The organism is Pseudomonas sp. CK-NBRI-02 (assembly GCF_008124495.1).
Classification (GTDB): domain Bacteria; phylum Pseudomonadota; class Gammaproteobacteria; order Pseudomonadales; family Pseudomonadaceae; genus Aquipseudomonas; species Aquipseudomonas guariconensis.
The window spans coordinates 48,131-73,716 of record NZ_VSJH01000030.1 but is presented as its reverse complement, the minus strand read 5'-3'; the positions used below and the strand labels follow the sequence as shown (position 1 = coordinate 73,716).

Genomic DNA, 25,586 nt, shown 5'->3' with positions numbered 1-25,586 from the left:
CCCGGTCAATCAGGCAATTTCGTGCAGGCGTCAGGCGCCCAGTTCGCGGACCAGCGAATCGCGGGTGATTTCGCTGATGGATTTGGCACCGGTAAGCACCATGGCCACGCGCATTTCTTTCTCGAACAGATCGAGCAAATTCTTCACCCCGGCCTCGCCATGGGTGGCCAGCGCATAGAGGAAGGCGCGACCGATCAGCACAGTGTCAGCGCCCAGAGCGATCATGCGCACCACGTCCAGGCCATTGCGGATACCGGAGTCGGCGAGGATCTTGATGTCGCCTTTGACCGCGTCGGCAATCGCCGGCAGGGCGCGGGCACTGGACAGTACCCCGTCGAGTTGGCGGCCGCCGTGGTTGGAGACGACGATGCCGTCGGCACCGAACTTCACTGCGTCCTTGGCATCCTCGGGATCAAGGATGCCCTTGATGATCATCGGGCCATCCCAGAACTCTCGGATCCACTCCAGATCCTTCCAGGAAATGGACGGGTCAAAGTTGGCACCCAGCCAGCCGATGTAGTCCGCCAGGCCTGTGGGGTTGCCGCGGTACTTCGAAATATTGCCCAGATCGTGTGGGCGGCCCAGCAGGCCTACATCCAACGCCCACTGCGGGTGAGTCATCGCTTGCCAGATGCGACGCAGCGGCGCGTTCGGGCCGCTCATGCCGGAGTGGGCATCACGGTAGCGGGCGCCGGGCACCGGCATGTCGACGGTGAACACCAGCGTCTTGACCCCAGCGGCCTTGGCCCGCTCCAGGGCGTTGCGCATGAAGCCGCGATCCTTGAGGACATAAAGCTGGAACCACATGGGCCGGTCGATCGCCGGGGCAACTTCTTCGATGGGGCACACCGAGACCGTCGACATAGTAAAGGGAATGCCCTTGGCCGCCGCCGCCCGTGCGGCCTGGACCTCGCCACGGCGCGCGTACATACCGGTCAAACCAACCGGTGCCAGGGCCACGGGCATGCTCAGGGTTTCGTCGAACAGCCGGGTTTCCAGGCTCAACTCGGACATATTCTTCAATACGCGCTGGCGCAGGGCGATGCTGGCCAGATCCTCGACGTTGTGGCGCAAGGTGTATTCGGCGTAAGCACCGCCGTCGGCGTAGTGGAAGAGGAACGGAGGCAGCTTGCGTTGGGCCGCGGCGCGATAGTCGGTGGAGGCGGAAATGATCATGGATTCTCGCAGCGTGGGTGGGGATCGTTGCCGGGCGCGCCAAGGCGCCCGGCACCTTTCACTTTAGTGATGAACCAGCATGCCGGTGAGCCAGTAGGCCTGGACTAGGGTGATCAGGCCGACGATGGTGGCGAAGAACAGGCTGTGCTTGACGGTAAAGCGGAACAGGTCGGACTCCTTGCCCACCAACCCGGTGGCGGCGCAGGCCACGGCGATGGACTGCGGGGAGATCATCTTGCCGGTCACGCCGCCGCTGGTGTTGGCGGCCACCAGCAGGGTGTCGTTGACCCCAATCTGGTGCGCGGTGGTGGCCTGCAGTGAGCTGAACAGGGCGTTGGACGACGTGTCGGAGCCCGTCAGGAACACACCCAGCCAGCCCAGGAACGGCGAGAAGAACGGGAATGCAGCACCCGTACCGGCCAGCACCAGGGCCATGGTCGAGGACATGCCCGAGTAGTTGGTGACGAAGGCGAAGGCCAGGACCATGCCAATCGACAGGATCGGCCAGCGCAGCTCCCAGAACGTCTCCTTCAAAGTGGTCAGACCAGTTTTTACGTTGATCTTGAGGACCCACATCGAAGTCAGTGCCGAGAGGAAGATCGCTGTGCCGGTGGCGGAGATCGGGTCGAGCTTGAAGATCGCCGGCATGGCGGTCGGCGCGGTGACGATCGGCGCGGTCTTGATCACCAACTGGTCGAGGTGCGGGATGGCGAAGTTGAACACGAAGTTGTACATCGCGCCGCCCGGGGCGAAGGCTGCCTTGAACGGTTTGAGGGTCCAAATGGTGACCAGCACGGTCAGGATCAGGAACGGTGACCAGGCCTTGAAGATCTCGCCGAAGCTGTATGGCGAAGGTTGGCTACCGCCACTGCTGACCACGGCCGCGCCGACACTGCCTTTGGCTTCGGCGAAGGCGCGCTTGGGCTGCCAGACTTTCAGGAACAGGGTCAGGGCGATCAGGCTGGCCAGTGCCGAGGTGATGTCCGGCAGCTCAGGGCCGATGAAGTTCGAGGTGAAGTACTGGGTGATGGCGAAGCTCAGGCCGGCCACCAGGGCGGCTGGCCAGGTTTCCTTCACGCCGCGCAGGCCATCCATCATGAATACCAGCCAGAAGGGCACGAACAGCGACAGCAGTGGCAGCTGGCGGCCCGTCATGGCGCCGATGTGGAAGGCGTCGATTCCGGTGACCTGACCGGCGACGATGATTGGAATGCCCAGGGCGCCGAACGCCACCGGGGCGGTGTTGGCGATTAGGCACAGGCCGGCAGCATACAACGGGTTGAAGCCCAAGCCCACCAGCAGCGCGGCAGTGATGGCCACCGGGGCACCGAAGCCGGCCGCGCCTTCGAGGAAGGCGCCGAAGCAGAAGCCGATCAGCAACACCTGCAGGCGCTGGTCATCGGTGATCGACAGCACGGAGCTTCGGATCACTTCGAACTGGCCGCTCTTGACCGTGAGTTTGTAGAGGAACACCGCGGCAACGATGATCCAGGCAATCGGCCACAGGCCGTAGAGGAAGCCGTAGCCTGCAGCGGCCAGGGCCATGTCGACAGGCATCTGGAAGGCGAAGATCGCAACCAGAATCGACAGGGCCAGCGTGATGCTGCCGGCGACATGACCTTTGAGGCGGAACACCGCCAAGGCCAGGAAGAAGAACACGATGGGAATGACCGCCGCCAGCGCGGACAGGCCAAGACTACCAAGCGGGCTATAGAGTTGTTGCCAGGTTTGCATATGGGGTGGCCCCTAATTGTTGTTGGTCAGGCACTGGCATTGGATAATTGGTAATACCAATTTACAATGACTGGTCGCTAGGTTAAAAGCGCTATCGAGGCTGTGTCAATTTGTCCTGGGCAAAACTTTGGTCGGATGCCGATGAATGGCCGGCTGATGGGCAGGGGAAATCGTCAACTGATGGGTGTCGATACGCTGTGGATCGGCGAGAATGGACGCCCCCCTAAGTGCGTGGGGATTGTGGAGAGCATGTGATGGTTTTTGATCAGGTCCGCCAACGGCGCCTGTCCGACGACATCGTCGATCGGTTGGAAGGGATGATTCTCGAAGGTACGCTGACCTCAGGGCAGCGCCTGCCGGCCGAGCGCGTGTTGGCGGAGCAGTTTGGCGTATCCCGGCCTTCGTTGCGCGAGGCGATCCAGAAGCTGGTGGCTAAAGGGTTGTTGGTCAGTCGCCAGGGCGGTGGCAATTATGTGGCCGAGGCGCTGGGGTCAACGTTCAGCGATCCGTTGCTGCAGCTGCTCGAGCGCAACCCCGAGGCTCAGCGCGACCTGTTGGAGTTTCGCCATACGCTGGAGGCTTCCTGTGCCTACTATGCGGCCCAGCGGGCCACGGAGCCTGACCGTGAGCGGCTCAAGGCTGCCTTCGATGCGCTGCAGGACTGCTATGCCCGTGTCGACGAGGTCAGTCGGGCGGAGGAGGGGGCGGCCGATGCGCGTTTTCACCTAGCGATCGCCGAGGCCAGTCACAATGCAGTGCTGCTCCATACCATCCGCGGCTTGTTCGACCTGCTCAAGCGCAACGTGGTGACCAATATCGGCGGTATGTACCAACAGCGCAGCGAGACCCGCGACATGCTGATCAGTCAGCATCGCGAGTTGTATCGGGCAATCATCGAGGGTAGGGCAGACGATGCGCGGGAGGTCTCGAGCCGGCACATTCTGTACGTGCAGGAAGTGCTCGAAGAAGCGCAGCAGGAGGCCCAGCGTGTAGCACGCGCAGAGCGACGCAGCGGGCGTTGAGATGGGTTGCTTTGTGTAGGCGTTTAGCGGGTAAACCCGCTTCTACAGGGTCGCCGTCGCTGTCCCTGTAGGAACGGGTTTACCCGCGAATAGACCTGCACAGGCAGGGAGGGCTTACTCGCCCTTGCCCTTGTTGCGCATCGTGCGCTGGATCTCGCGATTGGAGTCGCGCTCGCGCAGGGTGTCGCGCTTGTCGAACTCCTTCTTGCCCTTGCCCAGTGCAATTTCGCACTTGATCAGGTGCTTGCTCCAGTACAGCGAGAGGGCTACGCAGGTGTAGCCCTTCTGTGCCACGGCAGCCTCCACGCGTTCGAGCTCGCGCTTGTTCAGCAGCAGCTTGCGGGTGCGGGTGGGGTCGGCGATGACGTGGGTGCTGGCGGTGGTCAGCGGGGTGATGTGGCTGCCGAACAGCCAGGCTTCGCCGTCCTTGAGCAGCACGTAGCTGTCGGTCAGGTGCGCCTTGCCGGCCCGCAGGCTCTTTACTTCCCAACCGGACAGGACCAGTCCGGCCTCGAACTTGTGTTCGATGAAGTAATCGTGTCGCGCTTTTTTGTTTTGCGCGATGGTCCCGGTCGGATGTTTCTTTTGCTTAGCCATAGGGGCCGCATTATAGGCAGTCGCTGCGTCGGCGGCTACGGGGTTTAGGTGTGCTTGAGCCTGTAGGATGAATCCCGGACAATGCAGGGCCTGTTCCCTCGAAGGGAATTGTTTTCGATGTGCTTAGAAAGCGCTGCCGCCCTGCCTTGGAAGTGACGCCTGGATGACTACCCATATTCAACGCTCTGCCCTGCTGCCGTACCCTGCCCAGGCGCTCTACGATCTGGTGAATGACGTGGCCAGCTACCCGAAATTCCTGCCGTGGTGCTCGGCCTCGACCGTGATCGAAGCCAGCGACACGCACATGCGGGCGAAGCTGGAAGTGGCCAAGGGCGGCATGAGCCAGCAGTTCGTCACACGTAATGTGCTGGTACCTGGGCAGTCGATCGAAATGAATCTGGAGGAAGGGCCGTTCACCCAGTTGCATGGCCTGTGGGTGTTCAAGGCATTGGGCGATAAGGCCTGCAAGATCAGCCTGGACCTGTCCTTCGATTATGCCGGCCCTCTGGTGCGCGCTACCCTCGGCCCTCTGTTCAACCAGGCGGCCAACACGCTGGTCGATGCATTCTGCCAGCGGGCCAAGCAACTCAATGGCTGAGGCAAACCTGAACATCGAGGTCGTATACGCCACTGCCGAGCGTCAGTGGCTGCTGACGTGCGTGGTGCCCGCAGGCACAACCGTACATCAGGCGTTGCTCCACTCTCGGCTCGCCGAGCAAGTGCCGGGCTTGGACGTCGAGGCTTGCCCGGTGGGGATCTTCGGCAAGGTGGTGAATGATCCGTTTGCGCATCAGGTCGAGGAGGGGGATCGTCTGGAGGTCTACCGGCCGTTGTTGGCTGATCCGAAGGAAGTGCGCAAGCTGCGTGCCGCCAAGGCGAGAGCTGCGCGGCAGGGATAGGCCTGATACTTATTGGGCACACAGTGGTCCTTAAGTCGATCAGGCAATAAAAAGCCCGGGCATTGCCCGGGCTTTTTTGTCTCGCCGCGCTTATTGCGGGGAGGTTTCCAGCGGTGCTGGTGTCGGGACCGGCGTGGTCTCGATAGTGTCGATTTCTTTCTGGATCGATTCTTCCAACGAGCCTGGCTTGGCCGGTTTTTCTTCCGGTTGGCTTGGCTGGGCCGGTTGAGTGGCTGGGCTGACGGTGGTGTCGCCGCTGCCGCCGAGGATTTCCTGGTCGCGGCTCACGCCTGGCATGAAGTCGCCGGACAGGCTGACCAATTGATCGCTGTCGTTGAAGAAAATGCTCATGCGCTCTTGCTGACGCTGGCCGCCGCCAGGCTGCAGGCTGTAGAGGTAATCCCAGCGATTGGTATTGAACGTGTCCTGGATCAGTGGGTTACCCATGATAAACCTTACTTGGCGGCGGGTCATTCCGGGGCGCAATTGGTCTATCATGTCCTGCGTAACGACATTGCCCTGCTGGATGTCGATTTTGTAAACCCCGGGAAACGAGCAACCGGCGAGTGCGAGCAGTCCCACTAGGGTGAGGCTGGTTAGCAAGAGCTTGGTGTTTTGCATCGGTGGGCGACTTCCACTATCTTGGCTGGACAACGTAAACCCCGATCATACCCGTATTAAGAGAAGCTGCGAAGCAGCATCGGCGAGAAAGCTGACCATGGTTGAAAATAGCGAATTGCGCAAAGCCGGTCTCAAGGTGACCCTGCCTCGAGTCAAGATTCTACAGATGCTCGACTCCACGGAGCAGCGCCACATGAGCGCCGAAGACGTCTATAAGGCACTGATGGAAGCCGGTGAAGACGTCGGTCTGGCAACCGTGTATCGCGTACTGACCCAGTTCGAAGCGGCGGGTCTGGTGGTTCGCCACAACTTCGACGGCGGTCATGCGGTCTTCGAGCTGGCTGACGGCGGCCACCACGACCATATGGTCAACGTGGACTCTGGTGAAGTCATCGAGTTCGTGGATACAGAGATCGAAAAGCGCCAGAAAGAGATCGTTGCCCAGCACGGCTACGAGCTGGTTGACCATAACCTGGTCCTCTATGTGCGCAAGAAAAAGTAACGATTTATATCGTTAACAAAACAAAGGCGGCCCTCGGGTCGCCTTTTGTTTTTAGGTTGCGGGGGATCTCGTTGTTATTCATACATAGGCCCGATCCCGTCAGCGCTGCGCCTTAATTGAAGCCGAACAACTCAGGCCTTACCTGTGACCACCATCTTGCGCGCATGGGCCAGCGATTCCTTGGTGAGGTCGATGCCGCCCAACATCCGCGCCACCTCCTCGACCCGCTCGCGCTTGCCCAGGTTGGCCACTGCTGTATGAGTGGTATCGCTGTTGCGTACCTTGTGCACGAACAGATGATGGTGCCCCTGGGCTGCGACCTGGGGCAGGTGGGTCACGGTCAGGACTTGGCCGCGCTCGCCCAGCCGACGTAACAGCTGGCCGACAATTTCTGCGGTAGGGCCGCCGATTCCAACGTCCACTTCATCGAACACCAAGGTGGGGATGCGCGAGGTTTGCGCAGTGATCACCTGGATCGCCAGACTGATCCGCGACAGCTCGCCGCCTGACGCCACTTTTGCCAAGCCCTTGAGTGGCTGGCCCGGGTTGGCGCTCACCAGCAGCTCGACCACCTCCAGACCATGGGGCGAAAGCTCGCTGCCTTCATAGGGCGTGAGTTCGATACAGAAACGCCCGCCGGGCATGCCCAGGCGCTGGATCTCCTGTTCAACGGCCGTGGCGAGCTGCTTGGCCGCCTGCTGGCGCAACGCACTGAGCTCGAGGGCTTTGGTCTGGTAATGCTGGGCATAGGCGGCCAGTTCCTCGCCCAGGCGCTCGATCGATTCGTCGCTGGCGTTGAGCCCTTCCAGCTCGTCCATCAAGCGCTGTTGCAGGTGAGGAAGCTCGGTCGGGTGCACGCGGTGCTTGCGTGCCAGGGTGTAGATAGTGTCGAGGCGTTCCTCCAGGGCTTGCAGGCGCATGGGGTCGGCATCGAAGTGATCGAGGAAGCGGTTGAGTTCGCCCACGGCTTCCTCGACCTGGATCTGTGCGCTGGCGATTAGATTGGCGGCCTCGCCCAGCGCTTTGGGCGCGTTGGCGACGGCGGTCAGGCGATTGAGGCTGGTGGTCAGTGCACTGAGCACATTGCCGGAATCGCTTTCGCTGCAATGGTCGATCACCTGGCGGCAGATACCGAACAGGGCCTCGGCGTTGGTCAGGCTTTTATGTTCCTGTTCCAGTTGCTCCAGTTCATTTTCGCCCAGGCCAAGGTTGTCCAGCTCTTCGAGTTGATAGCTGAGCAATTGGTGACGGGCGCGTTGCTCGTCGCCGGAGTTGGACAGGCGCTCCAGCTCCTGGCGGGTCTGGCGCCAGCGCTGGGCAGCCAGTTGTACCTGACGGGCCAGGTCGATGGCGCCCGCGTACTCGTCCACAAGGCGACGATGGGTGTCGGTTTTCAACAGAGACTGGTGTTCGTGCTGGCTATGAATATCGATGAGCAGTTCGCCCAGGGCCTTTAGATCGCCCAAGGGGGAAGGGGTGCCATTGATATAGCCGCGGCTGCGTCCTTCGGCAGTGATGACCCGGCGCAGGATGCAGGGACCGGTGTTGTCCAGGTCGCGCTCGGCCAGCCAGGCACGGGCTTCAGGAATCTCGTCCAGGTCGAATGTGGCGAGGATGTCTGCCTTGTCTGCCCCAGGGCGTACCACGCCGCTGTCGGCGCGATCGCCCAAGGCCAGGCCCAGGGCGTCGAGCATGATCGACTTGCCGGCGCCGGTTTCGCCGGTGATCACGCTCATGCCGCGGGCAAGTTCGAGGTCGAGGTGCTCGACGATGGCGTAGTTGTGAATGGACAGGTGCACCAGCATGAGGGCGGCTCCCGAAGGGTCATGTCTGTTTATTTATACAGTGCTTTTCGTCGGACTGACAATGCCCGCCGGGCGATCAATATCGTCATGGGAAAACAGCGTTGGCCCTTGAACCTTGTTTTTCCGGCCCCATATAGCCGGCAAGACAAGACGAGCCTGGGCTCGCATATCAGAAATTGCGGAGGAGAAACCTAATGGCTGACGAACAGCTGGATGAGAAGAACCTTAACGCCGAAGAGGCTGGTGCAGAGGATCTCGGTGCCCGCGTCCAGGTGCTCGAGGAGCAGCTGGCCGCCGCCAAGGATCAGTCCCTGCGCGCTGCCGCCGAACTGCAGAACATCCGCCGTCGCGCCGAGCAGGATGTCGAGAAGGCCCACAAGTTCGCCCTGGAGAAGTTCGCGGGCGACTTGCTTCCGGTGATCGACAGCCTGGAGCGTGGCCTGGAGCTGTCCAGCGCCGACGACGAGACCATCAAGCCGATGCGCGAAGGCATCGAGCTGACCCTGAAGATGTTCCACGACACCCTCAAGCGCTACAACCTCGAGGCTGTCGACCCGCACGGCGAGCCGTTCAACGCCGAGCACCACCAGGCCATGGCCATGCAGGAAAGCGCCGACGTCGAGCCGAACAGCGTGCTCAAGGTGTTCCAGAAGGGCTACCTGCTCAATGGCCGCCTGCTGCGTCCCGCCATGGTGGTGGTCAGCAAGGCGCCGGCAGCCCCCCAGCCGTCGATTGATGAAAAGGCTTGAAATCCTTCCGGGCATCCCCATCTAGGTGTCAAGCATTCAAGTATTACCGCAGTTGGCCAATGTAGCCGCTGCAACCTAATTCAAGTTTCGGGAGAGTAAACATGGGCAAAATCATCGGTATCGACCTGGGGACCACCAACTCGTGCGTCTCCATTCTGGAAAACGGTAACGTCAAAGTCATCGAGAACGCCGAAGGCGCGCGTACCACCCCTTCGATCGTGGCCTACGCCAACGATGGCGAGATCCTGGTTGGCCAGTCGGCCAAGCGTCAGGCCGTCACCAACCCGCACAACACCCTGTTCGCAGTGAAGCGCCTGATCGGCCGTCGCTTCGAAGAAGATGTCGTGCAGAAAGACATCAAGCTGGTTCCGTACAAGATCGTCAAGGCCAACAACGGTGACGCCTGGGTCGAAGCCAGCGGCAAGGAAATGGCTCCGCCGCAGATCAGCGCCGAAGTCCTGAAGAAAATGAAGAAGACCGCCGAAGACTACCTCGGCGAGCCAGTGACCGAAGCGGTCATCACCGTGCCGGCCTACTTCAACGACAGCCAGCGCCAGGCCACCAAGGACGCCGGTCGCATCGCCGGTCTGGACGTCAAGCGCATCATCAACGAGCCGACCGCCGCTGCACTGGCCTACGGCATGGACAAGGCCAAGGGTGACCACACTGTCATCGTGTATGACCTCGGTGGCGGTACCTTCGACGTTTCGGTCATCGAAATCGCTGAAGTCGACGGTGAGCACCAGTTCGAAGTACTGGCCACCAACGGCGACACCTTCCTGGGCGGCGAAGACTTCGACATGCGCCTGATCGACTACCTCGTCGATGAGTTCAAGAAAGAGTCCGGCATGGACCTGAAGAACGATCCGCTGGCCCTGCAGCGTCTGAAGGAAGCTGCTGAAAAGGCCAAGATCGAGCTGTCCTCCGCTCAGTCGACCGACGTCAACCTGCCGTACATCACTGCAGATGCGACCGGTCCTAAGCACCTGAACGTGAAGATCTCCCGCGCCAAGCTGGAGTCGCTGGTCGAGGACTTGGTCAACCGTACCATCGAGCCTTGCCGCATCGCTTTGAAGGACGCCGGTATCGATGCCAGCAAGATCGACGACGTGATCCTGGTCGGCGGCCAGACCCGTATGCCGCTGGTACAGAAGGCCGTTGCCGACTTCTTCGGCAAGGAAGCGCGCAAGGACGTCAACCCGGACGAAGCCGTCGCCATGGGTGCTGCCATTCAGGGCGCGGTCCTGGCCGGTGACGTCAAGGACGTTCTGCTGCTGGACGTCAGCCCGCTGACCTTGGGTATCGAAACCATGGGTGGCGTGATGACTGCGCTGATCGAGAAGAACACCACCATCCCGACCAAGAAGTCGCAGGTGTTCTCGACGGCTGATGACAACCAGAGCGCCGTGACCATTCACGTGCTGCAAGGTGAGCGCAAGCAGGCTGCGCAGAACAAGTCGCTGGGTAAATTCGACCTGGCCGACATTCCGCCAGCCCCGCGTGGTGTTCCGCAGATCGAAGTGACCTTCGACATCGATGCCAACGGCATCCTGCACGTGAGCGCGAAGGACAAGGCCACTGGCAAGTCCCAGTCGATCGTGATCAAGGCCAACTCGGGTCTGTCCGACGAGGAAATCGAACGCATGGTGCGTGACGCCGAGGCCAACGCCGAGGAAGACCGCAAGTTCGAAGAGCTGGCCGCTGCTCGTAACCAGGGTGATGCGCTGGTTCATTCGACCCGCAAGATGGTCACCGACGCTGGCGACAAGGCCACTGCCGAAGAGAAAGCGGCGATCGAAGCGGCTGTGGTTGCACTGGAAGCTGCCCTGAAGGGTGACGACAAGGCTGCCATCGATGCCAAGGTCGAGGAACTGTCCAAGGTCTCCGCGCCGGTTGCCCAGAAGATGTACGCCGAGCAGCAGGCCGAACAGCCTCAGGGCGGCGCACAGCAGGCCGAGCCGGAAGCCAAGCACGATGACGTGGTCGACGCCGAGTTCGAAGAAGTAAAAGACAACAACAAGCAGTAATCCCTGCATGTTGTCGGCCAGCTCATCGTCTGATGTCGGTGAGCTGGTAGGATGTCGCCGCGCGGGGGCTTGCTCCCGCGTTGGTGTGTCTGGAATTCGAGAATTTTTACAGCATCTGTCAGGGCGCAATCGTGTGGTGGCAGGTGCTGACGGCGTGGCGCAGCAAGCGCATGAACGCGCCGAATGCCCCCAAGAGTGCAATGACCTATGGCAAAGCGTGATTTTTATGAGGTCCTGGGTGTCGAGCGCGGCGCCAGCGAAGGTGACCTCAAGAAGGCCTATCGCCGCCTGGCGATGAAGTACCACCCGGACCGCAACCCGGGCGATAAAGAATCGGAAGACAAATTCAAGGAAGCCAACGAGGCTTACGAGGTTCTGTCCGATGCCAGCAAGCGCGCAGCCTACGACCAGTACGGACATGCCGGCGTCGATCCGAGCATGGGTGGTGGCGGTGCCGGCTTTGGTGGCGCTAACTTCTCGGACATCTTCGGTGATGTCTTCAGTGACTTCTTCGGTGGTGGGCGCGGCGGTTCCCGTGGCGGTGCGCAGCGCGGCAGCGACCTGCGCTACACCCTTGAGCTGAACCTCGAGGAGGCCGTGCGCGGCACTACGGTCAGCATCCGTGTGCCAACCCTGGTCAACTGCAAGCCTTGCGATGGTTCCGGTGCGAAGAAGGGGTCGACCCCGTCGGCCTGCCCAACCTGTGGCGGCATCGGTCAGGTGCGCATGCAGCAGGGCTTCTTCTCGGTGCAGCAAACCTGCCCGCGCTGCCATGGCCAAGGCAAGATCATCACCGATCCTTGCACCGCCTGTCATGGCGAGGGGCGTGTCGAGGAATACAAGACGCTGTCGGTCAAGGTGCCGGCGGGTGTCGATACCGGCGATCGCATTCGTCTTTCTGGCGAAGGCGAGGCGGGGACCCATGGTGGTCCGACCGGTGACCTCTATGTCGTCATCAGTGTGCGTGAGCACGCTATCTTCCAGCGCGACGGCAAGCACCTGTACTGCGAGGTGCCGATCAGCTACACCGATGCGGCCCTGGGTGGTGAGCTGGAAGTGCCCACCCTCGATGGTCGGGTCAAGCTCAAGATTCCGGAAGGCACTCAAACCGGCAAGCAATTCCGTCTGCGTGGCAAGGGCGTAGCCCCTGTGCGCGGTGGCGGGGCTGGCGACCTGCTGTGCCGAGTGGCTGTGGAGACCCCGGTCAACCTCAGTCGACGTCAGCGCGAGCTGCTCGAGGAGCTGCGCGACTCGTTGCAGGGCGACAGCTCCCATTCGCCCAAGGCCAGTGGCTGGTTCGAGGGTGTGAAGCGCTTCTTCGGCGATCTCTGACAAGGAACAGGCTATGCGACGTATTGCGGTAATGGGCGCGGCGGGACGGATGGGCAAGACCCTTGTCGAGGCTGTGCAGCAACAGGCGCCCCAGGCTGGCCTGACGGCGGCCATTGATCGTCCGGACAGCTCTCTGGTCGGTGCCGATGCCGGCGAACTGGCGGCCTTGGGGCGGATCGGTGTGGAAATCTCCAGTGATCTGTCCAAGGTCGCTGACGAATTCGATGTGCTGATCGACTTCACCCACCCCTCGGTGACGCTGAAGAACCTCGCCTTCTGTCGCAAGGCAGGCAAGGCGATGGTGATTGGTACTACCGGTTTCACGCCAGAGGAAAAAGAGCAGTTGGCCGAGGCGGGCAAGGAAATTCCGATTGTCTTTGCCGCCAATTTCAGCGTCGGCGTCAATCTTTGCCTCAAGCTTCTGGATACCGCCGCGCGGGTGTTGGGCGACGAGGTGGATATCGAGATCATCGAGGCGCACCACCGCCACAAGGTCGATGCACCTTCGGGTACTGCCTTGCGTATGGGTGAAGTGGTTGCCCAGGCGTTGGGTCGTGATCTGGGAGAAGTGGCGGTCTATGGGCGTGAGGGGCAGACCGGTGCCCGCGATCGTAAGACCATCGGCTTCGCCACGGTGCGCGCCGGTGATGTAGTGGGGGACCATACCGTGTTGTTCGCTGCTGAAGGCGAACGCGTGGAGATCACTCACAAGGCCTCCAGCCGCATGACCTTCGCCAAGGGGGCGGTGCGTGCCGCGCTATGGCTGGAGGGGCGCGAGCCAGGCCTGTACGACATGCAGGATGTGCTCGAGCTGCGTTAAAGCAAGTTAGAGAGGCGCCTCGCGGGCAAGCCCACTCCTACAGCAATAGCGTCGCTTTGATGTGCGGCGCGGTTCTTGTGGGAGGGCGGGCCACCCGTGAAGGAGTCGCCGATGTCAGCCTGTCGCATTCCTGTGTTTCAGAGACACATACGCGGTAGACCTAAAACGTAATTTTCTGTAAGCTACAGCTTTAGTGTGTCCACTAAAAGCGCGCAGCGAATTGAATTCAGCACATGAAAGCGGGGTGACGTGTCCATACGTCACTCCGCTTTTTTGCAACCTGCGATCGCCCTTTCATGCTTGATTTACGGGAGGTCTTCTTGACAAAGCCAGCCATACTCGCCCTTGCCGACGGCAGTATTTTCCGCGGTGAAGCTATCGGTGCCGACGGCCAGACCGTTGGTGAGGTGGTATTCAACACCGCTATGACCGGCTACCAGGAAATCCTTACAGACCCTTCCTATGCGCAGCAAATCGTTACCCTGACCTACCCGCACATTGGCAATACCGGTACTACACCGGAAGACGCCGAGTCGAACCGTGTCTGGTCCGCTGGCCTGGTTATCCGTGACCTGCCCCTGCTGGCCAGCAACTGGCGCAACACCCAGTCGCTGCCTGACTACCTCAAGGCCAATAATGTCGTCGCCATCGCTGGCATCGACACTCGTCGCCTGACCCGAATCCTGCGCGAAAAGGGCGCCCAGAACGGCTGCATCCTCGCCGGTGACAACATCAGCGAAGAAGCCGCCATCGCCGCTGCTCGCGCCTTTCCAGGCCTCAAGGGTATGGACCTGGCCAAGGAAGTTTCCACCAAGGAACGCTACGAATGGCGCTCCAGTGTGTGGAATCTGGCAACCGACAGCCACCCGACTCTGGAAGCTGCGGACCTGCCCTATCACGTGGTGGCCTATGACTACGGCGTCAAGCTGAACATTCTGCGCATGCTGGTTGCCCGTGGCTGCCGCCTGACCGTCGTGCCGGCCCAGACCCCTGCCAGCGAAGTCCTGGCCCTGAATCCGGATGGCGTGTTCCTGTCCAACGGCCCTGGCGATCCCGAGCCATGCGACTACGCGATCCAGGCGATCAAGGACATCCTCGAGACCGATATTCCGGTCTTTGGTATCTGCCTCGGTCACCAGTTGCTAGCCCTGGCTTCTGGCGCCAAGACTGTCAAGATGGGCCACGGCCATCACGGTGCCAACCACCCGGTCCAGGATCTGGACACCGGCGTGGTCATGATCACCAGCCAGAACCACGGTTTCGCCGTCGACGAAGCCACCCTGCCGGGCAACGTCCGCGCCATCCACAAGTCGCTGTTCGACGGTACCCTGCAGGGCATCGAGCGCACCGACAAGAGCGCGTTCAGCTTCCAGGGCCACCCTGAAGCGAGCCCAGGCCCGACCGACGTCGCGCCACTGTTCGATCGTTTCATCGATGCCATGGCCAAGCGCCGCTGAGCATCCTGCATCAAGGCCCCGGGGCGGCAAGTGCCGCGCCCGGAAGCGCCTGACCCAGATTGTTCAAGACGGCTTGCCGACTGACCCGCGGATTTGAGTGACAACCATGCCAAAACGTACAGACATCAAAAGCATCCTGATTCTCGGCGCTGGCCCGATCGTGATCGGCCAGGCCTGCGAATTCGACTACTCCGGCGCCCAGGCCTGTAAAGCCCTGCGCGAGGAAGGTTTCCGCGTCATCCTGGTGAACTCCAACCCGGCCACCATCATGACCGACCCGGCCATGGCCGATGCCACCTACATCGAGCCGATCAAGTGGCAGTCGGTGGCCAAGATCATCGAGAAAGAGCGCCCTGACGCACTGCTGCCGACCATGGGCGGCCAAACCGCGCTGAACTGCGCCCTGGACCTGGAGCGCCACGGCGTTCTGGAAAAATTCGGCGTCGAGATGATCGGTGCCAATGCCGACACCATCGACAAGGCCGAAGACCGTTCGCGCTTCGACAAGGCGATGAAGGCCATTGGCCTTGAATGCCCGCGCTCCGGTATCGCCCATAGCATGGAAGAAGCCAATGCGGTGCTCGAGCGCCTGGGCTTCCCGTGCATCATCCGTCCGTCCTTCACCATGGGTGGCACGGGTGGCGGCATCGCCTACAACCGTGAAGAATTCGAAGAGATCTGCGCCCGTGGTCTGGACCTTTCGCCGACCAAGGAGCTGCTGATCGACGAATCGCTGATCGGCTGGAAGGAATACGAAATGGAGGTTGTCCGTGACAAGAAGGACAACTGCATCATCGTCTGCTCCATCGAGAACTTCGACCCGATGGGTGTGCATACCGGTGACTCCATCACCGTTGCACCAGCGCAGACCCTGACCGACAAGGAATACCAGATCATGCGCAACGCCTCCTTGGCGGTGCTGCGCGAGATCGGCGTCGAAACCGGCGGTTCCAACGTCCAGTTCGGTATCTGCCCGAACACCGGCCGCATGGTCGTGATCGAGATGAACCCGCGTGTATCGCGCTCCTCGGCGCTGGCCTCCAAAGCCACTGGCTTCCCGATCGCCAAGATCGCCGCCAAGCTGGCGGTGGGGTATACCCTCGACGAACTGCAGAACGACATCACCGGCGGCCGTACCCCGGCGTCCTTTGAGCCGTCGATCGACTATGTCGTCACCAAGCTGCCGCGCTTTGCCTTCGAGAAGTTCCCCAAAGCCGACGCCCGCCTGACCACCCAGATGAAATCCGTGGGTGAAGTCATGGCCATTGGCCGTACCTTCCAGGAGTCCCTGCAGAAAGCCCTGCGTGGTCTGGAAGTGGGTGCATGCGGCCTCGACCCGAAAGTCGACCTGGCCAACCCGGAAGCCAACAGTATCCTCAAGCGCGAGCTGACCGTGCCAGGCGCCGAGCGTATCTGGTACGTCGCCGACGCCATGCGCGCTGGCATGACCTGCGAGCAGATCTTCGACCTGACCGGCATCGACATGTGGTTCCTGGTGCAGATGGAAGACCTGATCAAGGAAGAAGAGAAGGTCAAGACCCTGGCTCTGTCGTCGATCGACAAGGACTACATGCTGCGCCTCAAGCGCAAGGGCTTCTCGGACCAGCGCCTGGCCAAGCTGCTCGGCATCACCGACAAGAACCTGCGCCGTCACCGCCACAAGCTCGAAGTGTTCCCGGTGTACAAGCGCGTCGACACCTGCGCTGCCGAGTTCGCCACCGACACCGCCTACCTGTACTCGACCTATGAGGAAGAGTGCGAGGCCAACCCATCGACCCGTGACAAGATCATGATCCTGGGTGGTGGCCCGAACCGTATCGGCCAAGGTATCGAGTTCGACTACTGCTGCGTACACGCTGCCCTCGCGCTGCGTGAAGATGGTTACGAGACCATCATGGTCAACTGCAACCCGGAAACCGTCTCCACCGACTACGACACTTCCGACCGTCTGTACTTCGAACCGCTGACCCTGGAAGACGTGCTGGAAGTCTGCCGCGTCGAGAAACCGAAGGGCGTCATCGTTCACTACGGCGGCCAGACCCCGTTGAAACTCGCCCGCGCCCTGGAAGAAGCCGGCGTACCGATCATCGGTACCAGCCCGGACGCTATCGACCGCGCCGAAGACCGCGAGCGCTTCCAGCAGATGGTTCAGCGTCTGAGCCTGCTGCAGCCGCCAAACGCCACCGTGCGCAGCGAAGAAGAAGCCATCAGCGCCGCTGGCGGCATCGGCTACCCGCTGGTGGTGCGTCCTTCTTACGTACTGGGCGGTCGTGCCATGGAGATCGTCTACGAGTTGGACGAGCTCAAGCGCTATCTGCGTGAAGCGGTGCAGGTCTCGAACGACAGTCCGGTACTGCTCGACCACTTCCTCAACTGCGCCATTGAAATGGACGTGGATGCGGTCTGCGACGGTACTGACGTGGTGATCGGCGCGATCATGCAGCACATTGAGCAGGCCGGTGTTCACTCCGGTGACTCGGCATGCTCGCTGCCACCTTACTCGTTGAGCAAGGAAGTGCAGGACGAAGTCCGCGTTCAGGTCAAGAAAATGGCTCTGGAGCTGGGTGTCGTCGGTCTGATGAACGTGCAGCTGGCCCTGCAGGGCGACAAGATCTACGTGATCGAAGTCAACCCACGCGCCTCGCGTACCGTACCGTTCGTCTCCAAGTGCATCGGCACTTCGCTGGCGATGATCGCGGCTCGAGTCATGGCTGGTAAGACCCTGAAAGAGCTGGGCTTCACCCAGGAAATCATTCCGAACTTCTACAGCGTCAAAGAAGCCGTCTTCCCGTTCGCGAAGTTCCCAGGTGTTGACCCGATCCTCGGCCCTGAGATGAAATCCACTGGTGAAGTCATGGGTGTCGGCGACAGCTTCGGTGAAGCCTTCGCCAAGGCCCAGATGGGTGCCAGCGAAGTGCTGCCAAGCGGTGGTACCGCCTTCATCAGCGTGCGTGACGACGATAAGCCGCAGGTTGCGGGTGTCGCTCGCGACCTGATCGCCCTAGGCTTCGAAGTGGTTGCTACCGCAGGCACCGCCAAGGTCATCGAGGCGGCTGGCCTGAAGGTGCGCCGTGTGAACAAAGTGACCGAAGGTCGTCCGCACGTGGTCGACATGATCAAGAACGACGAAGTGTCGCTGATCATCAACACTACCGAAGGTCGTCAGTCGATCGCCGATTCCTACTCGATTCGTCGCAATGCGCTGCAGCACAAGATCTACTGCACGACCACCATTGCGGCTGGTGAAGCCATCTGTGAAGCGCTGAAATTCGGTCCCGAGAAGACCGTTCGCCGCTTGCAGGATCTGCACGCAGGACTCAAAGCATGAGCATTACCAAGTACCCAATGACCGTCCAGGGCGCTCGCGCCCTGGAAGAGGAACTGCTCTTCCTGAGCAAGACCGAGCGTCCGCGCCTGAGCCAGGCGATCGGTGAAGCGCGGGAGCTGGGCGACCTCAAGGAAAACGCCGAATACCATGCCGCTCGTGAAGAGCAGGGTATGGTCGAGGCGCGTATCCGCGATATCGAAGGGCGTCTGCAGAACTCGGTGGTGATCGATGTCACCACCATTGCCCACACCGGCAAGGTGATCTTCGGTACCACCGTGGACCTGGAGAACACTGAGACCGGCGATCAGGTTTCCTACCAGATCGTGGGTGAGGATGAGGCGGACATCAAGAAGGGCAAGCTCTCGGCGAGCGCGCCGATTGCCCGTGCCATCATCGGCAAGGAAGAAGGCGACACCGTCGTCGTCAACACGCCAAGCGGCACGGTCGAGTACGAGATTGTCGAAGTCAAGCACATCTGACCGGCGCCTACGCGCGCCGTCCCTTGAGGGCATCCTCTGGCAACTGGCCCAGGTATTCTGGGTCGGTGGCCTGTGGGTTTTTCATGTGGGATTGGTGCCGGCACTCAAGGTGACGGGCCTTGCGCCCTTGTTGGTGCAGGATGTGGCTGCCCAGATTGACCGCTGGTTGATCGGCGTCGCGCTGCTTGGCCTGATGACCCAGCTGGCGGTATTGGCGAGGGTAGACGGTCTGGCGGCCTGGTGGCGACAGTTCCGTGGGCAGATGCTTTTGCTCGGCTTCGGTGCCTGTGTTGGCTATTACACGCTGCGCTACGGGATTTCCGTGGGTGAGCGTTGGCAGATGTTCTGCTTTTTAGTGCTGGGCTTCTCCGGCATCGTGCTGGTGGCCCAACCGGTCCCGGTCAGGGCGCGTCCATCGCGCCACTGACCGGAGCCACCGTCACTTGTAACGGTGGATATTGGACAGCTGCTTGTTCGGCTGCGGATTTTTGCGATAGATCAGCGCTTTCTTGCCGATGGTCTGTACCAGTTCGGCGCGGCCGGCCTTGCACAGTTCGGCAATGGCGGCAGCGCGCTCTTCGCGATCTTCCGAGCGGATTTCGACCTTGATCAGTTCATGATCGGTCAGTGCGCGTTCCAGTTCGGCGATGACGCCTTCGTTCAAGCCATTGCCCGCGACGATCAAGACCGGCTTCAGGTCGTGACCAATCGATTTGTATTGTTTCTTCTGCTCGTTATTGAGCGGCATAATCTGACCCTTTTCGTCTGATTCTGTAAAATTGGCGGCCATTTTACCCGAGGGCCCGTGGCTCCGCCCAGTCAATCACGACGCTAATCATCGAGGTGCCCCGTGGCGCAACGTTCCAAGAGCAGCCATAACTGGCTGAGAGAGCATTTCAACGATCCTTTCGTCAAACAGGCGCAGAAGGATGGCTATCGCTCGCGCGCGAGCTACAAGCTGCTGGAGATCCAGGAAAAGGACAAGCTGATCCGCCCCGGCATGAGCGTGATCGATCTCGGTGCCGCGCCGGGTGGCTGGTCGCAGGTGACCAGTCGTCTGATTGGTGGTCAAGGGCGGCTGATCGCCTCCGACATCCTGGAAATGGACTCGATCCCCGACGTTACCTTCATTCAGGGCGACTTTACCCAAGATGAAGTGCTGCAACGGATCCTCGAGGCGGTGGGCGATTCGCATGTGGACCTTGTGATTTCAGACATGGCCCCCAATATGAGTGGTACGCCCGCCGTGGACATGCCGCGTGCCATGTTCCTCTGCGAGCTGGCCCTGGACCTGGCGTGCCGCGTGCTTCGCCCGGGTGGGGATTTCCTGATCAAGATTTTCCAGGGCGAAGGTTTCGACCAGTACCTGAAGGACGTGCGTGGCAAGTTCGACAAGGTGCAGATGCGCAAACCGTCGTCGTCGCGTGATCGCTCCCGTGAGCAGTACCTGTTGGGACGCGGCTTCAAGGGGGCGTGAGAGGCGTTTTGCGGATCGGCCGATAGTTATTTCCAATCGGCGGTTCCGTCAGGATCGTCCGAACTTCGTGTAGTCTAGCTTTCACAAAGGGTTACAGACGGCGCCTGCGGATGCGTAGGTAATGTAGTAAGTTAGGGCGGTGAATATCATGCGAGGCACGGCTGCGTCGTGCGCCGACCTCAGAGGGTAGCTAATTGAACGACATGGCAAAGAATCTGATCCTGTGGTTGATCATCGCGGCTGTCCTTGTGACGGTGATGAACAACTTCTCCAGCCCGAACGAGCCGCAGACCCTCAACTATTCCGACTTCATTCAGCAGGTCAAGGACGGGAAGGTCGAGCGTGTTACCGTCGACGGCTATGTCATCACCGGCAAGCGTACCGATGGCGACAACTTCAAGACCGTTCGTCCGGCCATCACCGACAATGGCCTGATCGGCGATTTGGTCGACAACCATGTCGTGGTTGAAGGCAAACAGCCGGAACAGCAGAGCATCTGGACTCAGTTGCTGGTGGCCAGCTTCCCGATCCTGGTCATCATCGCCGTGTTCATGTTCTTCATGCGCCAGATGCAAGGCGGTGCGGGCGGCAAGGGCGGCCCGATGAGTTTTGGCAAGAGCAAAGCGCGCCTGCTGTCCGAAGACCAGGTCAAGACCACTTTGGCCGACGTCGCGGGTTGCGATGAGGCCAAGGAGGAAGTCGGCGAGCTGGTCGAGTTCCTGCGCGATCCGGGCAAATTCCAACGTCTGGGTGGTCGCATTCCGCGTGGTGTGCTGATGGTCGGCCCGCCCGGTACCGGTAAAACGCTGCTGGCCAAGGCCATCGCGGGCGAGGCCAAGGTGCCGTTCTTCACCATTTCCGGTTCCGACTTCGTCGAGATGTTCGTCGGTGTAGGCGCCAGCCGTGTGCGCGACATGTTCGAGCAGGCGAAAAAGCACGCCCCTTGTATCATCTTCATTGATGAGATCGACGCCGTTGGCCGCCACCGTGGCGCCGGCATGGGCGGCGGTCACGACGAGCGTGAGCAGACCCTCAACCAGTTGCTGGTGGAGATGGACGGCTTTGAAATGAACGATGGCATCATTGTCATCGCTGCCACCAACCGTCCTGACGTGCTCGACCCTGCGCTGCTGCGACCCGGTCGCTTCGACCGTCAGGTGGTGGTCGGCCTGCCGGATATCCGCGGTCGTGAGCAGATCCTCAAGGTGCATATGCGTAAGGTGCCGGTTGGCGAGAACGTCAATGCCGCCGTCATCGCCCGCGGTACGCCAGGTTTCTCCGGTGCCGACTTGGCCAACCTGGTCAACGAGGCTTCTCTGTTCGCCGCGCGCGCCAGCAAGCGTCTGGTTGAGATGAAGGAGTTTGAGCTGGCCAAGGACAAGATCATGATGGGTGCCGAGCGCAAGACCATGGTCATGTCCGAGAAGGAAAAACAGAACACCGCCTACCATGAGGCAGGTCACGCCATTGTCGGTCGTCTCGTTCCCGAGCATGACCCAGTCTACAAGGTCTCGATCATTCCGCGCGGTCGTGCGCTGGGTGTGACCATGTTCCTGCCTGAGGAAGACCGCTACAGCCTTTCCAAGCGGGCGCTCGTCAGTCAGATCTGCTCGCTGTACGGTGGCCGTATCGCTGAAGAAATGACCCTGGGCTTCGATGGCGTCACAACCGGTGCGTCCAACGACATCATGCGCGCCAGCCAGATTGCCCGGAATATGGTTACCAAGTGGGGGTTGTCCGAGAAGCTCGGCCCGCTGATGTATGCCGAAGAAGAGGGCGAGGTGTTCCTCGGTCGCAGTGCGGCGAGCCAGCATGCCAGCGTCTCGGGTGAGACTGCCAAGCTGATCGACTCCGAAGTGCGCAGCATCATTGACCATTGCTACGCCACCGCCAAGCAGATCCTCACCGACAACCGCGACAAGCTCGACGCCATGGCCGAAGCCTTGATGAAGTACGAGACCATCGATGCCGATCAGATCGACGACATCATGGCTGGTCGTACGCCGCGTGAACCGCGCGATTGGGATAATGATGCCGGCACCTCCGGCAACCAGGCCTCCCAAGATGATCGTCCGGAGTCGCCAATCGGCGGTCCAGCGGCTCAACACTAAGGGCATCTATGACCTCACAGCAGTACCCGACCCGGTTGCCTTGCGGCAACCGGGTTCTTGATTTGTCCCGTACCCATGTCATGGGTATCCTCAATATCACCCCTGATTCCTTCTCCGATGGCGGGCGCTTCAACCAGCGCGACGAGGCCTTGCGCCATGCCGAGGCGATGGTGGCTGCCGGCGCGACGCTGATCGACATCGGCGGCGAGTCCACGCGTCCCGGCGCTAGAGCGGTGTCGCCGACCGAAGAGCTGGAGCGAGTGGCGCCCATGGTCGAGGCAATCAACAGCCGGCTCGACGTCATCATCTCGGTCGATACCTCCACGCCTGCAGTCATGCGCGAATCCGCTCGGCTGGGTGCGGGATTGATCAACGACGTACGGGCCTTGGAGCGTGATGGTGCCCTGGATGCTGCCGCCGACACGGGTCTGCCGGTGTGCCTGATGCACATGCGCGGCGAGCCGGGCACCATGCAGGACAATCCGCATTACGACGATGTCTCCGCTGACGTGACGCGCTATCTTGAAGAGCGGATGGCCGCATGCGCCGTCGCAGGGATTGCCGCTGACCGAATCATCCTCGATCCGGGTTTTGGCTTTGCCAAGACGCTCGATCACAACCTCAGCCTCTTCAAACACATGGAAGTGCTCTATCGCCTGGGCCGGCCGTTGCTGGTCGGTGTCTCGCGCAAGAGCATGATCGGCCTCACGCTCGATCGCCCCGTTGGCGAGCGGCTTTACGGCAGCCTGGCGCTGGCCGCATTGGCCATGACCAAGGGAGCCAGCATCCTGCGTGTGCACGATGTGGCCGAGACCGTCGACGTGGTGCGAATGATCACTGCGGTGCAGAACGCCGAATAAGAACATTGGAGTCCCTATGAGCAGAAAATACTTTGGTACCGACGGTATTCGTGGCCGCGTCGGCGAATACCCGATCACCCCTGACTTCATGCTGAAGTTGGGGTGGGCAGCGGGCATGGCGTTCCGCAAGCAGGGCAATTGCCGCGTCCTGGTGGGCAAGGACACCCGGATTTCGGGCTACATGTTCGAGTCCGCGCTCGAAGCGGGCCTCTCTGCCGCTGGTGCCGATGTGATGTTGCTCGGCCCCATGCCGACTCCGGCGATCGCTTACCTGACTCGAACCTTCCATGCAGAGGCCGGCATTGTCATCAGTGCTTCGCACAATCCACACGATGATAACGGCATCAAGTTCTTCTCCGGCCAAGGCACCAAATTGCCCGACGAGGTCGAGCTGATGATCGAGGAACTGCTCGATCAGCCGATGACTGTGGTCGAGTCCAGCAAGCTGGGCAAGGTTTCCCGCATCAACGACGCGGCGGGCCGTTACATCGAGTTCTGCAAGAGCAGCGTGCCCACCAGTACCAACTTCGAGGGGCTCAAGCTGGTGGTCGATTGTGCTCATGGTGCTACCTACAAGGTGGCGCCAAGCGTGTTCCGTGAGCTCGGCGCCGACGTCACCGTACTGCATGCCCAGCCTGACGGGCTGAACATCAACGAAGGCTGCGGCTCGACCCATATCGAGTCGCTGCAGGCCGCCGTATTGGTGGGCCATGCCGACCTTGGGATCGCCTTCGATGGTGATGGCGACCGTGTGCTGATGGTCGACCATACCGGCGCCATCGTTGATGGTGACGAGCTGCTGTTCATCATCGCCCGCGACCTGAAAGATCGAGGCAAGCTGCAGGGCGGTGTGGTCGGCACGCTGATGAGCAACTTGGGCTTGGAGCTGGCGCTCAAGGACCTGGACATTCCGTTTGCCCGGGCCAAGGTGGGTGATCGTTATGTGATGGCCGAGCTGCTCGAGCGCGACTGGCAGCTCGGCGGCGAGAATTCTGGACACGTCGTGTGCTGCAATCACACCACCACCGGAGATGCGATCATTGCCGCGCTGCAGGTGTTGCTGGCGCTCAAGCGCCGGGGCGAGACGCTTGCTCAGGCCCGCCAGGGGCTGCGCAAGTGCCCGCAGGTGCTGATCAATGTGCGCTTTGGCGCGAGCAAGGTGGACCCACTGGAGAACCCTGCCGTGCAAGAGGCCAGCGCCAAGGTCACCGAGGCCATGGCCGGGCGCGGGCGTGTGCTGCTGCGTAAGTCCGGTACCGAGCCTCTGGTGCGAGTGATGGTCGAAGGCGACGACGAAAACCAGGTCCGCGGTCATGCCGAAGCCTTGGCCAAATTGGTCGCTGAAGTTTGTGCCTGAAATAGGCTTGCCAGCGCAGATCCGGTTGGGTAAGATCTGCGCCCACTTTGACCGACGAGGTAAAGCATGCGTCGCCCCATGGTAGCTGGTAACTGGAAGATGCACGGTACCCGCGCCAGCGTCGCTGAGCTGACCGAAGGCTTGAGCAATCTGGCCTTGCCGAGCGGAGTGGAAGTCGCGGTGTTTCCGCCGTCGCTGTTCATCAATCAAGTGATTGAAGGGTTGCAGGGCAAGGGAATCACCGTCGGCGCACAGAATTCTGCTGTACAGCCCGAGCAGGGCGCGCTGACTGGCGAGATTGCGCCGAGTCAGCTGGCTGAAGCAGGCTGCAAGCTTGTGCTGGTCGGGCATTCGGAGCGTCGCCAGATCGTTGGCGAAAGCGATGAAGTGCTCAATCGCAAGTTCGCAGCCGCTCAGGAAAGTGGTTTGAAGCCTGTGCTCTGTGTGGGGGAAACCCTTGAGGAGCGCGAGGCAGGCAAGACGCTGGAAGTGGTTGGGCGTCAGCTGAGCAGTATCATCGATGAATTCGGTGTTGCCGCTTTTGCCAACGCTGTAATTGCCTATGAGCCTGTTTGGGCCATCGGTACAGGTCTGACGGCGACGCCTCAGCAAGCTCAGGATGTGCATGCAGCCATTCGAGCCCAGCTGGCGGCGCAGGACGCCGAAGTTGCCGCGAAAGTGCAGCTTCTTTATGGCGGCAGCGTGAAGGCGGCCAATGCGGCCGAACTGTTCGGCATGCCGGATATCGATGGGGGGCTCATTGGTGGAGCGTCCCTGAACGCAGACGAATTCGGTGCAATTTGTCGCGCCGCAGGAAACTGAACAAATGCTGGAAACAGTCGTAGTTGTTTTTCATCTGTTGGCTGCACTGGCTGTGGTAGTGCTGGTTCTGTTGCAACAGGGTAAAGGTGCGGAAGCAGGTGCATCTTTCGGCGCAGGTGCTTCAAATACTGTGTTCGGAAGCCAAGGTTCCGCTACCTTTTTGAGTAAAGTTACTGCTATACTTGCTGCCACTTTCTTTTTGACTGCTCTTGGGTTAGGATACTTCGCTAAAGAGAAAGCTCATCAGCTGACTCAAGCAGGTCTGCCAGATCCAGCGGTTCTGGAAGTCAAAGAGCAGAAGCCGGCAGTAAATGATGATGTACCGGTGCTCCAGGAGAAGAAGAGCGAAGCCACCAACGCTGGTGACGTACCTCCTCCAACCGAAGAGCAGAAGTAACGGGTTTCAAGAAG

At 60.8% G+C, this 25,586-nt stretch carries 24 protein-coding genes; 18 read left to right on the top strand and 6 right to left on the bottom strand.

What is annotated here, in order from left to right:
• Positions 1 to 30: 30 nt before the first annotated feature.
• A complete protein-coding gene (gene lldD / locus DQ397_RS17910; protein ID WP_043210138.1) occupies positions 31 to 1,176 on the bottom strand; it encodes an FMN-dependent L-lactate dehydrogenase LldD in 1,146 nt (381 codons plus the stop codon).
• Between the two features lie 63 nt (positions 1,177 to 1,239).
• Positions 1,240 to 2,910: a lactate permease LctP family transporter gene (locus tag DQ397_RS17905; RefSeq protein WP_043210136.1), complete on the bottom strand. Its 1,671-nt coding sequence runs from the start codon at positions 2,908 to 2,910 to the stop codon at positions 1,240 to 1,242.
• 254 nt (positions 2,911 to 3,164) lie between these two features.
• On the opposite strand from DQ397_RS17905, the gene DQ397_RS17900 reads away from it, so the two are divergent.
• On the top strand, positions 3,165 to 3,932 hold the full coding sequence (locus DQ397_RS17900; protein WP_043210135.1) for an FCD domain-containing protein: 768 nt from the start codon (positions 3,165 to 3,167) through the stop codon (positions 3,930 to 3,932).
• Positions 3,933 to 4,046: 114 nt separating this feature from the next.
• Here the strand turns inward: DQ397_RS17900 and smpB are convergent, their stop codons facing one another.
• Complete coding sequence (gene smpB, locus DQ397_RS17895) at positions 4,047 to 4,529, bottom strand: SsrA-binding protein SmpB (protein ID WP_043210132.1); 483 nt, start codon at positions 4,527 to 4,529, stop codon at positions 4,047 to 4,049.
• Between the two features lie 163 nt (positions 4,530 to 4,692).
• Here smpB and DQ397_RS17890 point away from each other — a divergent pair, with 163 nt between their 5' ends.
• Positions 4,693 to 5,127 (top strand): type II toxin-antitoxin system RatA family toxin, encoded by a 435-nt coding sequence (locus DQ397_RS17890; protein WP_043210130.1) that lies wholly within the window; start codon positions 4,693 to 4,695, stop codon positions 5,125 to 5,127.
• Positions 5,120 to 5,428 carry an RnfH family protein gene (locus DQ397_RS17885; protein ID WP_043210129.1) on the top strand — a complete coding sequence of 103 codons (309 nt, stop codon included), beginning with the start codon at positions 5,120 to 5,122 and terminating at the stop codon, positions 5,426 to 5,428. Before DQ397_RS17890 ends, DQ397_RS17885 begins: the two co-directional genes overlap by 8 nt.
• 90 nt (positions 5,429 to 5,518) lie before the next feature.
• On the opposite strand, the gene DQ397_RS17880 is transcribed toward DQ397_RS17885, so the two are convergent.
• Positions 5,519 to 6,049, bottom strand: a complete 531-nt coding sequence (locus tag DQ397_RS17880) for an outer membrane protein assembly factor BamE (protein WP_043210127.1) — start codon at positions 6,047 to 6,049, stop codon at positions 5,519 to 5,521.
• A gap of 97 nt (positions 6,050 to 6,146) precedes the next feature.
• On the opposite strand from DQ397_RS17880, the gene fur reads away from it, so the two are divergent.
• Entirely contained in the window at positions 6,147 to 6,551 is a 405-nt protein-coding gene (gene fur, locus DQ397_RS17875) for a ferric iron uptake transcriptional regulator (RefSeq protein WP_043210124.1), read from the top strand.
• A 131-nt stretch (positions 6,552 to 6,682) separates the two neighbouring features.
• On the opposite strand, the gene recN is transcribed toward fur, so the two are convergent.
• A complete protein-coding gene (gene recN / locus DQ397_RS17870) occupies positions 6,683 to 8,356 on the bottom strand; it encodes a DNA repair protein RecN (protein ID WP_043210122.1) in 1,674 nt (557 codons plus the stop codon).
• 194 nt (positions 8,357 to 8,550) lie between these two features.
• Between recN and grpE the strand changes: the two genes are divergently transcribed.
• The 8 genes from grpE to DQ397_RS17830 all read left to right on the top strand — a co-directional run bounded on the left by grpE (position 8,551) and on the right by DQ397_RS17830 (position 18,975).
• Positions 8,551 to 9,105, top strand: coding sequence for a nucleotide exchange factor GrpE (gene grpE, locus DQ397_RS17865; RefSeq protein WP_043210121.1), 555 nt, complete (start codon positions 8,551 to 8,553; stop codon positions 9,103 to 9,105).
• A gap of 101 nt (positions 9,106 to 9,206) precedes the next feature.
• Positions 9,207 to 11,132, top strand: a complete 1,926-nt coding sequence (gene dnaK, locus DQ397_RS17860; protein WP_043210119.1) for a molecular chaperone DnaK — start codon at positions 9,207 to 9,209, stop codon at positions 11,130 to 11,132.
• Between the two features lie 207 nt (positions 11,133 to 11,339).
• A complete protein-coding gene (dnaJ, locus tag DQ397_RS17855; protein ID WP_043210117.1) occupies positions 11,340 to 12,464 on the top strand; it encodes a molecular chaperone DnaJ in 1,125 nt (374 codons plus the stop codon).
• Between the two features lie 13 nt (positions 12,465 to 12,477).
• A complete protein-coding gene (gene dapB, locus DQ397_RS17850) occupies positions 12,478 to 13,284 on the top strand; it encodes a 4-hydroxy-tetrahydrodipicolinate reductase (protein WP_043210115.1) in 807 nt (268 codons plus the stop codon).
• A 320-nt stretch (positions 13,285 to 13,604) separates the two neighbouring features.
• The gene (gene carA / locus DQ397_RS17845; RefSeq protein ID WP_043210113.1) at positions 13,605 to 14,741 is read left to right on the top strand and encodes a glutamine-hydrolyzing carbamoyl-phosphate synthase small subunit; all 1,137 of its coding nucleotides are present in this window, start codon (positions 13,605 to 13,607) and stop codon (positions 14,739 to 14,741) included.
• Between the two features lie 106 nt (positions 14,742 to 14,847).
• Positions 14,848 to 18,069, top strand: coding sequence for a carbamoyl-phosphate synthase large subunit (gene carB, locus DQ397_RS17840; RefSeq protein WP_043210112.1), 3,222 nt, complete (start codon positions 14,848 to 14,850; stop codon positions 18,067 to 18,069).
• Positions 18,066 to 18,548 (top strand): transcription elongation factor GreA, encoded by a 483-nt coding sequence (gene greA / locus DQ397_RS17835; protein WP_080642091.1) that lies wholly within the window; start codon positions 18,066 to 18,068, stop codon positions 18,546 to 18,548. The genes carB and greA overlap by 4 nt, the downstream gene beginning before the upstream one ends.
• The gene (locus DQ397_RS17830) at positions 18,526 to 18,975 is read left to right on the top strand and encodes a hypothetical protein (protein WP_052352448.1); all 450 of its coding nucleotides are present in this window, start codon (positions 18,526 to 18,528) and stop codon (positions 18,973 to 18,975) included. Before greA ends, DQ397_RS17830 begins: the two co-directional genes overlap by 23 nt.
• 12 nt (positions 18,976 to 18,987) lie before the next feature.
• On the opposite strand, the gene yhbY is transcribed toward DQ397_RS17830, so the two are convergent.
• Positions 18,988 to 19,296 (bottom strand): ribosome assembly RNA-binding protein YhbY, encoded by a 309-nt coding sequence (yhbY, locus tag DQ397_RS17825; RefSeq protein WP_023378620.1) that lies wholly within the window; start codon positions 19,294 to 19,296, stop codon positions 18,988 to 18,990.
• A gap of 102 nt (positions 19,297 to 19,398) precedes the next feature.
• Here yhbY and rlmE point away from each other — a divergent pair, with 102 nt between their 5' ends.
• The 6 genes from rlmE (at position 19,399) to secG (ending at position 25,572) form a co-directional block, all read left to right on the top strand.
• Positions 19,399 to 20,025 (top strand): 23S rRNA (uridine(2552)-2'-O)-methyltransferase RlmE, encoded by a 627-nt coding sequence (gene rlmE / locus DQ397_RS17820; RefSeq protein WP_043210105.1) that lies wholly within the window; start codon positions 19,399 to 19,401, stop codon positions 20,023 to 20,025.
• Between the two features lie 203 nt (positions 20,026 to 20,228).
• Positions 20,229 to 22,136, top strand: a complete 1,908-nt coding sequence (gene ftsH / locus DQ397_RS17815) for an ATP-dependent zinc metalloprotease FtsH (RefSeq protein ID WP_043210103.1) — start codon at positions 20,229 to 20,231, stop codon at positions 22,134 to 22,136.
• A gap of 8 nt (positions 22,137 to 22,144) precedes the next feature.
• Positions 22,145 to 22,996 carry a dihydropteroate synthase gene (gene folP / locus DQ397_RS17810; protein ID WP_043210099.1) on the top strand — a complete coding sequence of 284 codons (852 nt, stop codon included), beginning with the start codon at positions 22,145 to 22,147 and terminating at the stop codon, positions 22,994 to 22,996.
• Between the two features lie 16 nt (positions 22,997 to 23,012).
• Positions 23,013 to 24,353, top strand: a complete 1,341-nt coding sequence (glmM, locus tag DQ397_RS17805; RefSeq protein WP_043210097.1) for a phosphoglucosamine mutase — start codon at positions 23,013 to 23,015, stop codon at positions 24,351 to 24,353.
• A 66-nt stretch (positions 24,354 to 24,419) separates the two neighbouring features.
• Entirely contained in the window at positions 24,420 to 25,175 is a 756-nt protein-coding gene (tpiA, locus tag DQ397_RS17800) for a triose-phosphate isomerase (RefSeq protein ID WP_043210095.1), read from the top strand.
• Between the two features lie 4 nt (positions 25,176 to 25,179).
• Positions 25,180 to 25,572, top strand: coding sequence for a preprotein translocase subunit SecG (secG, locus tag DQ397_RS17795; RefSeq protein WP_043210094.1), 393 nt, complete (start codon positions 25,180 to 25,182; stop codon positions 25,570 to 25,572).
• Positions 25,573 to 25,586: the final 14 nt, after the last annotated feature.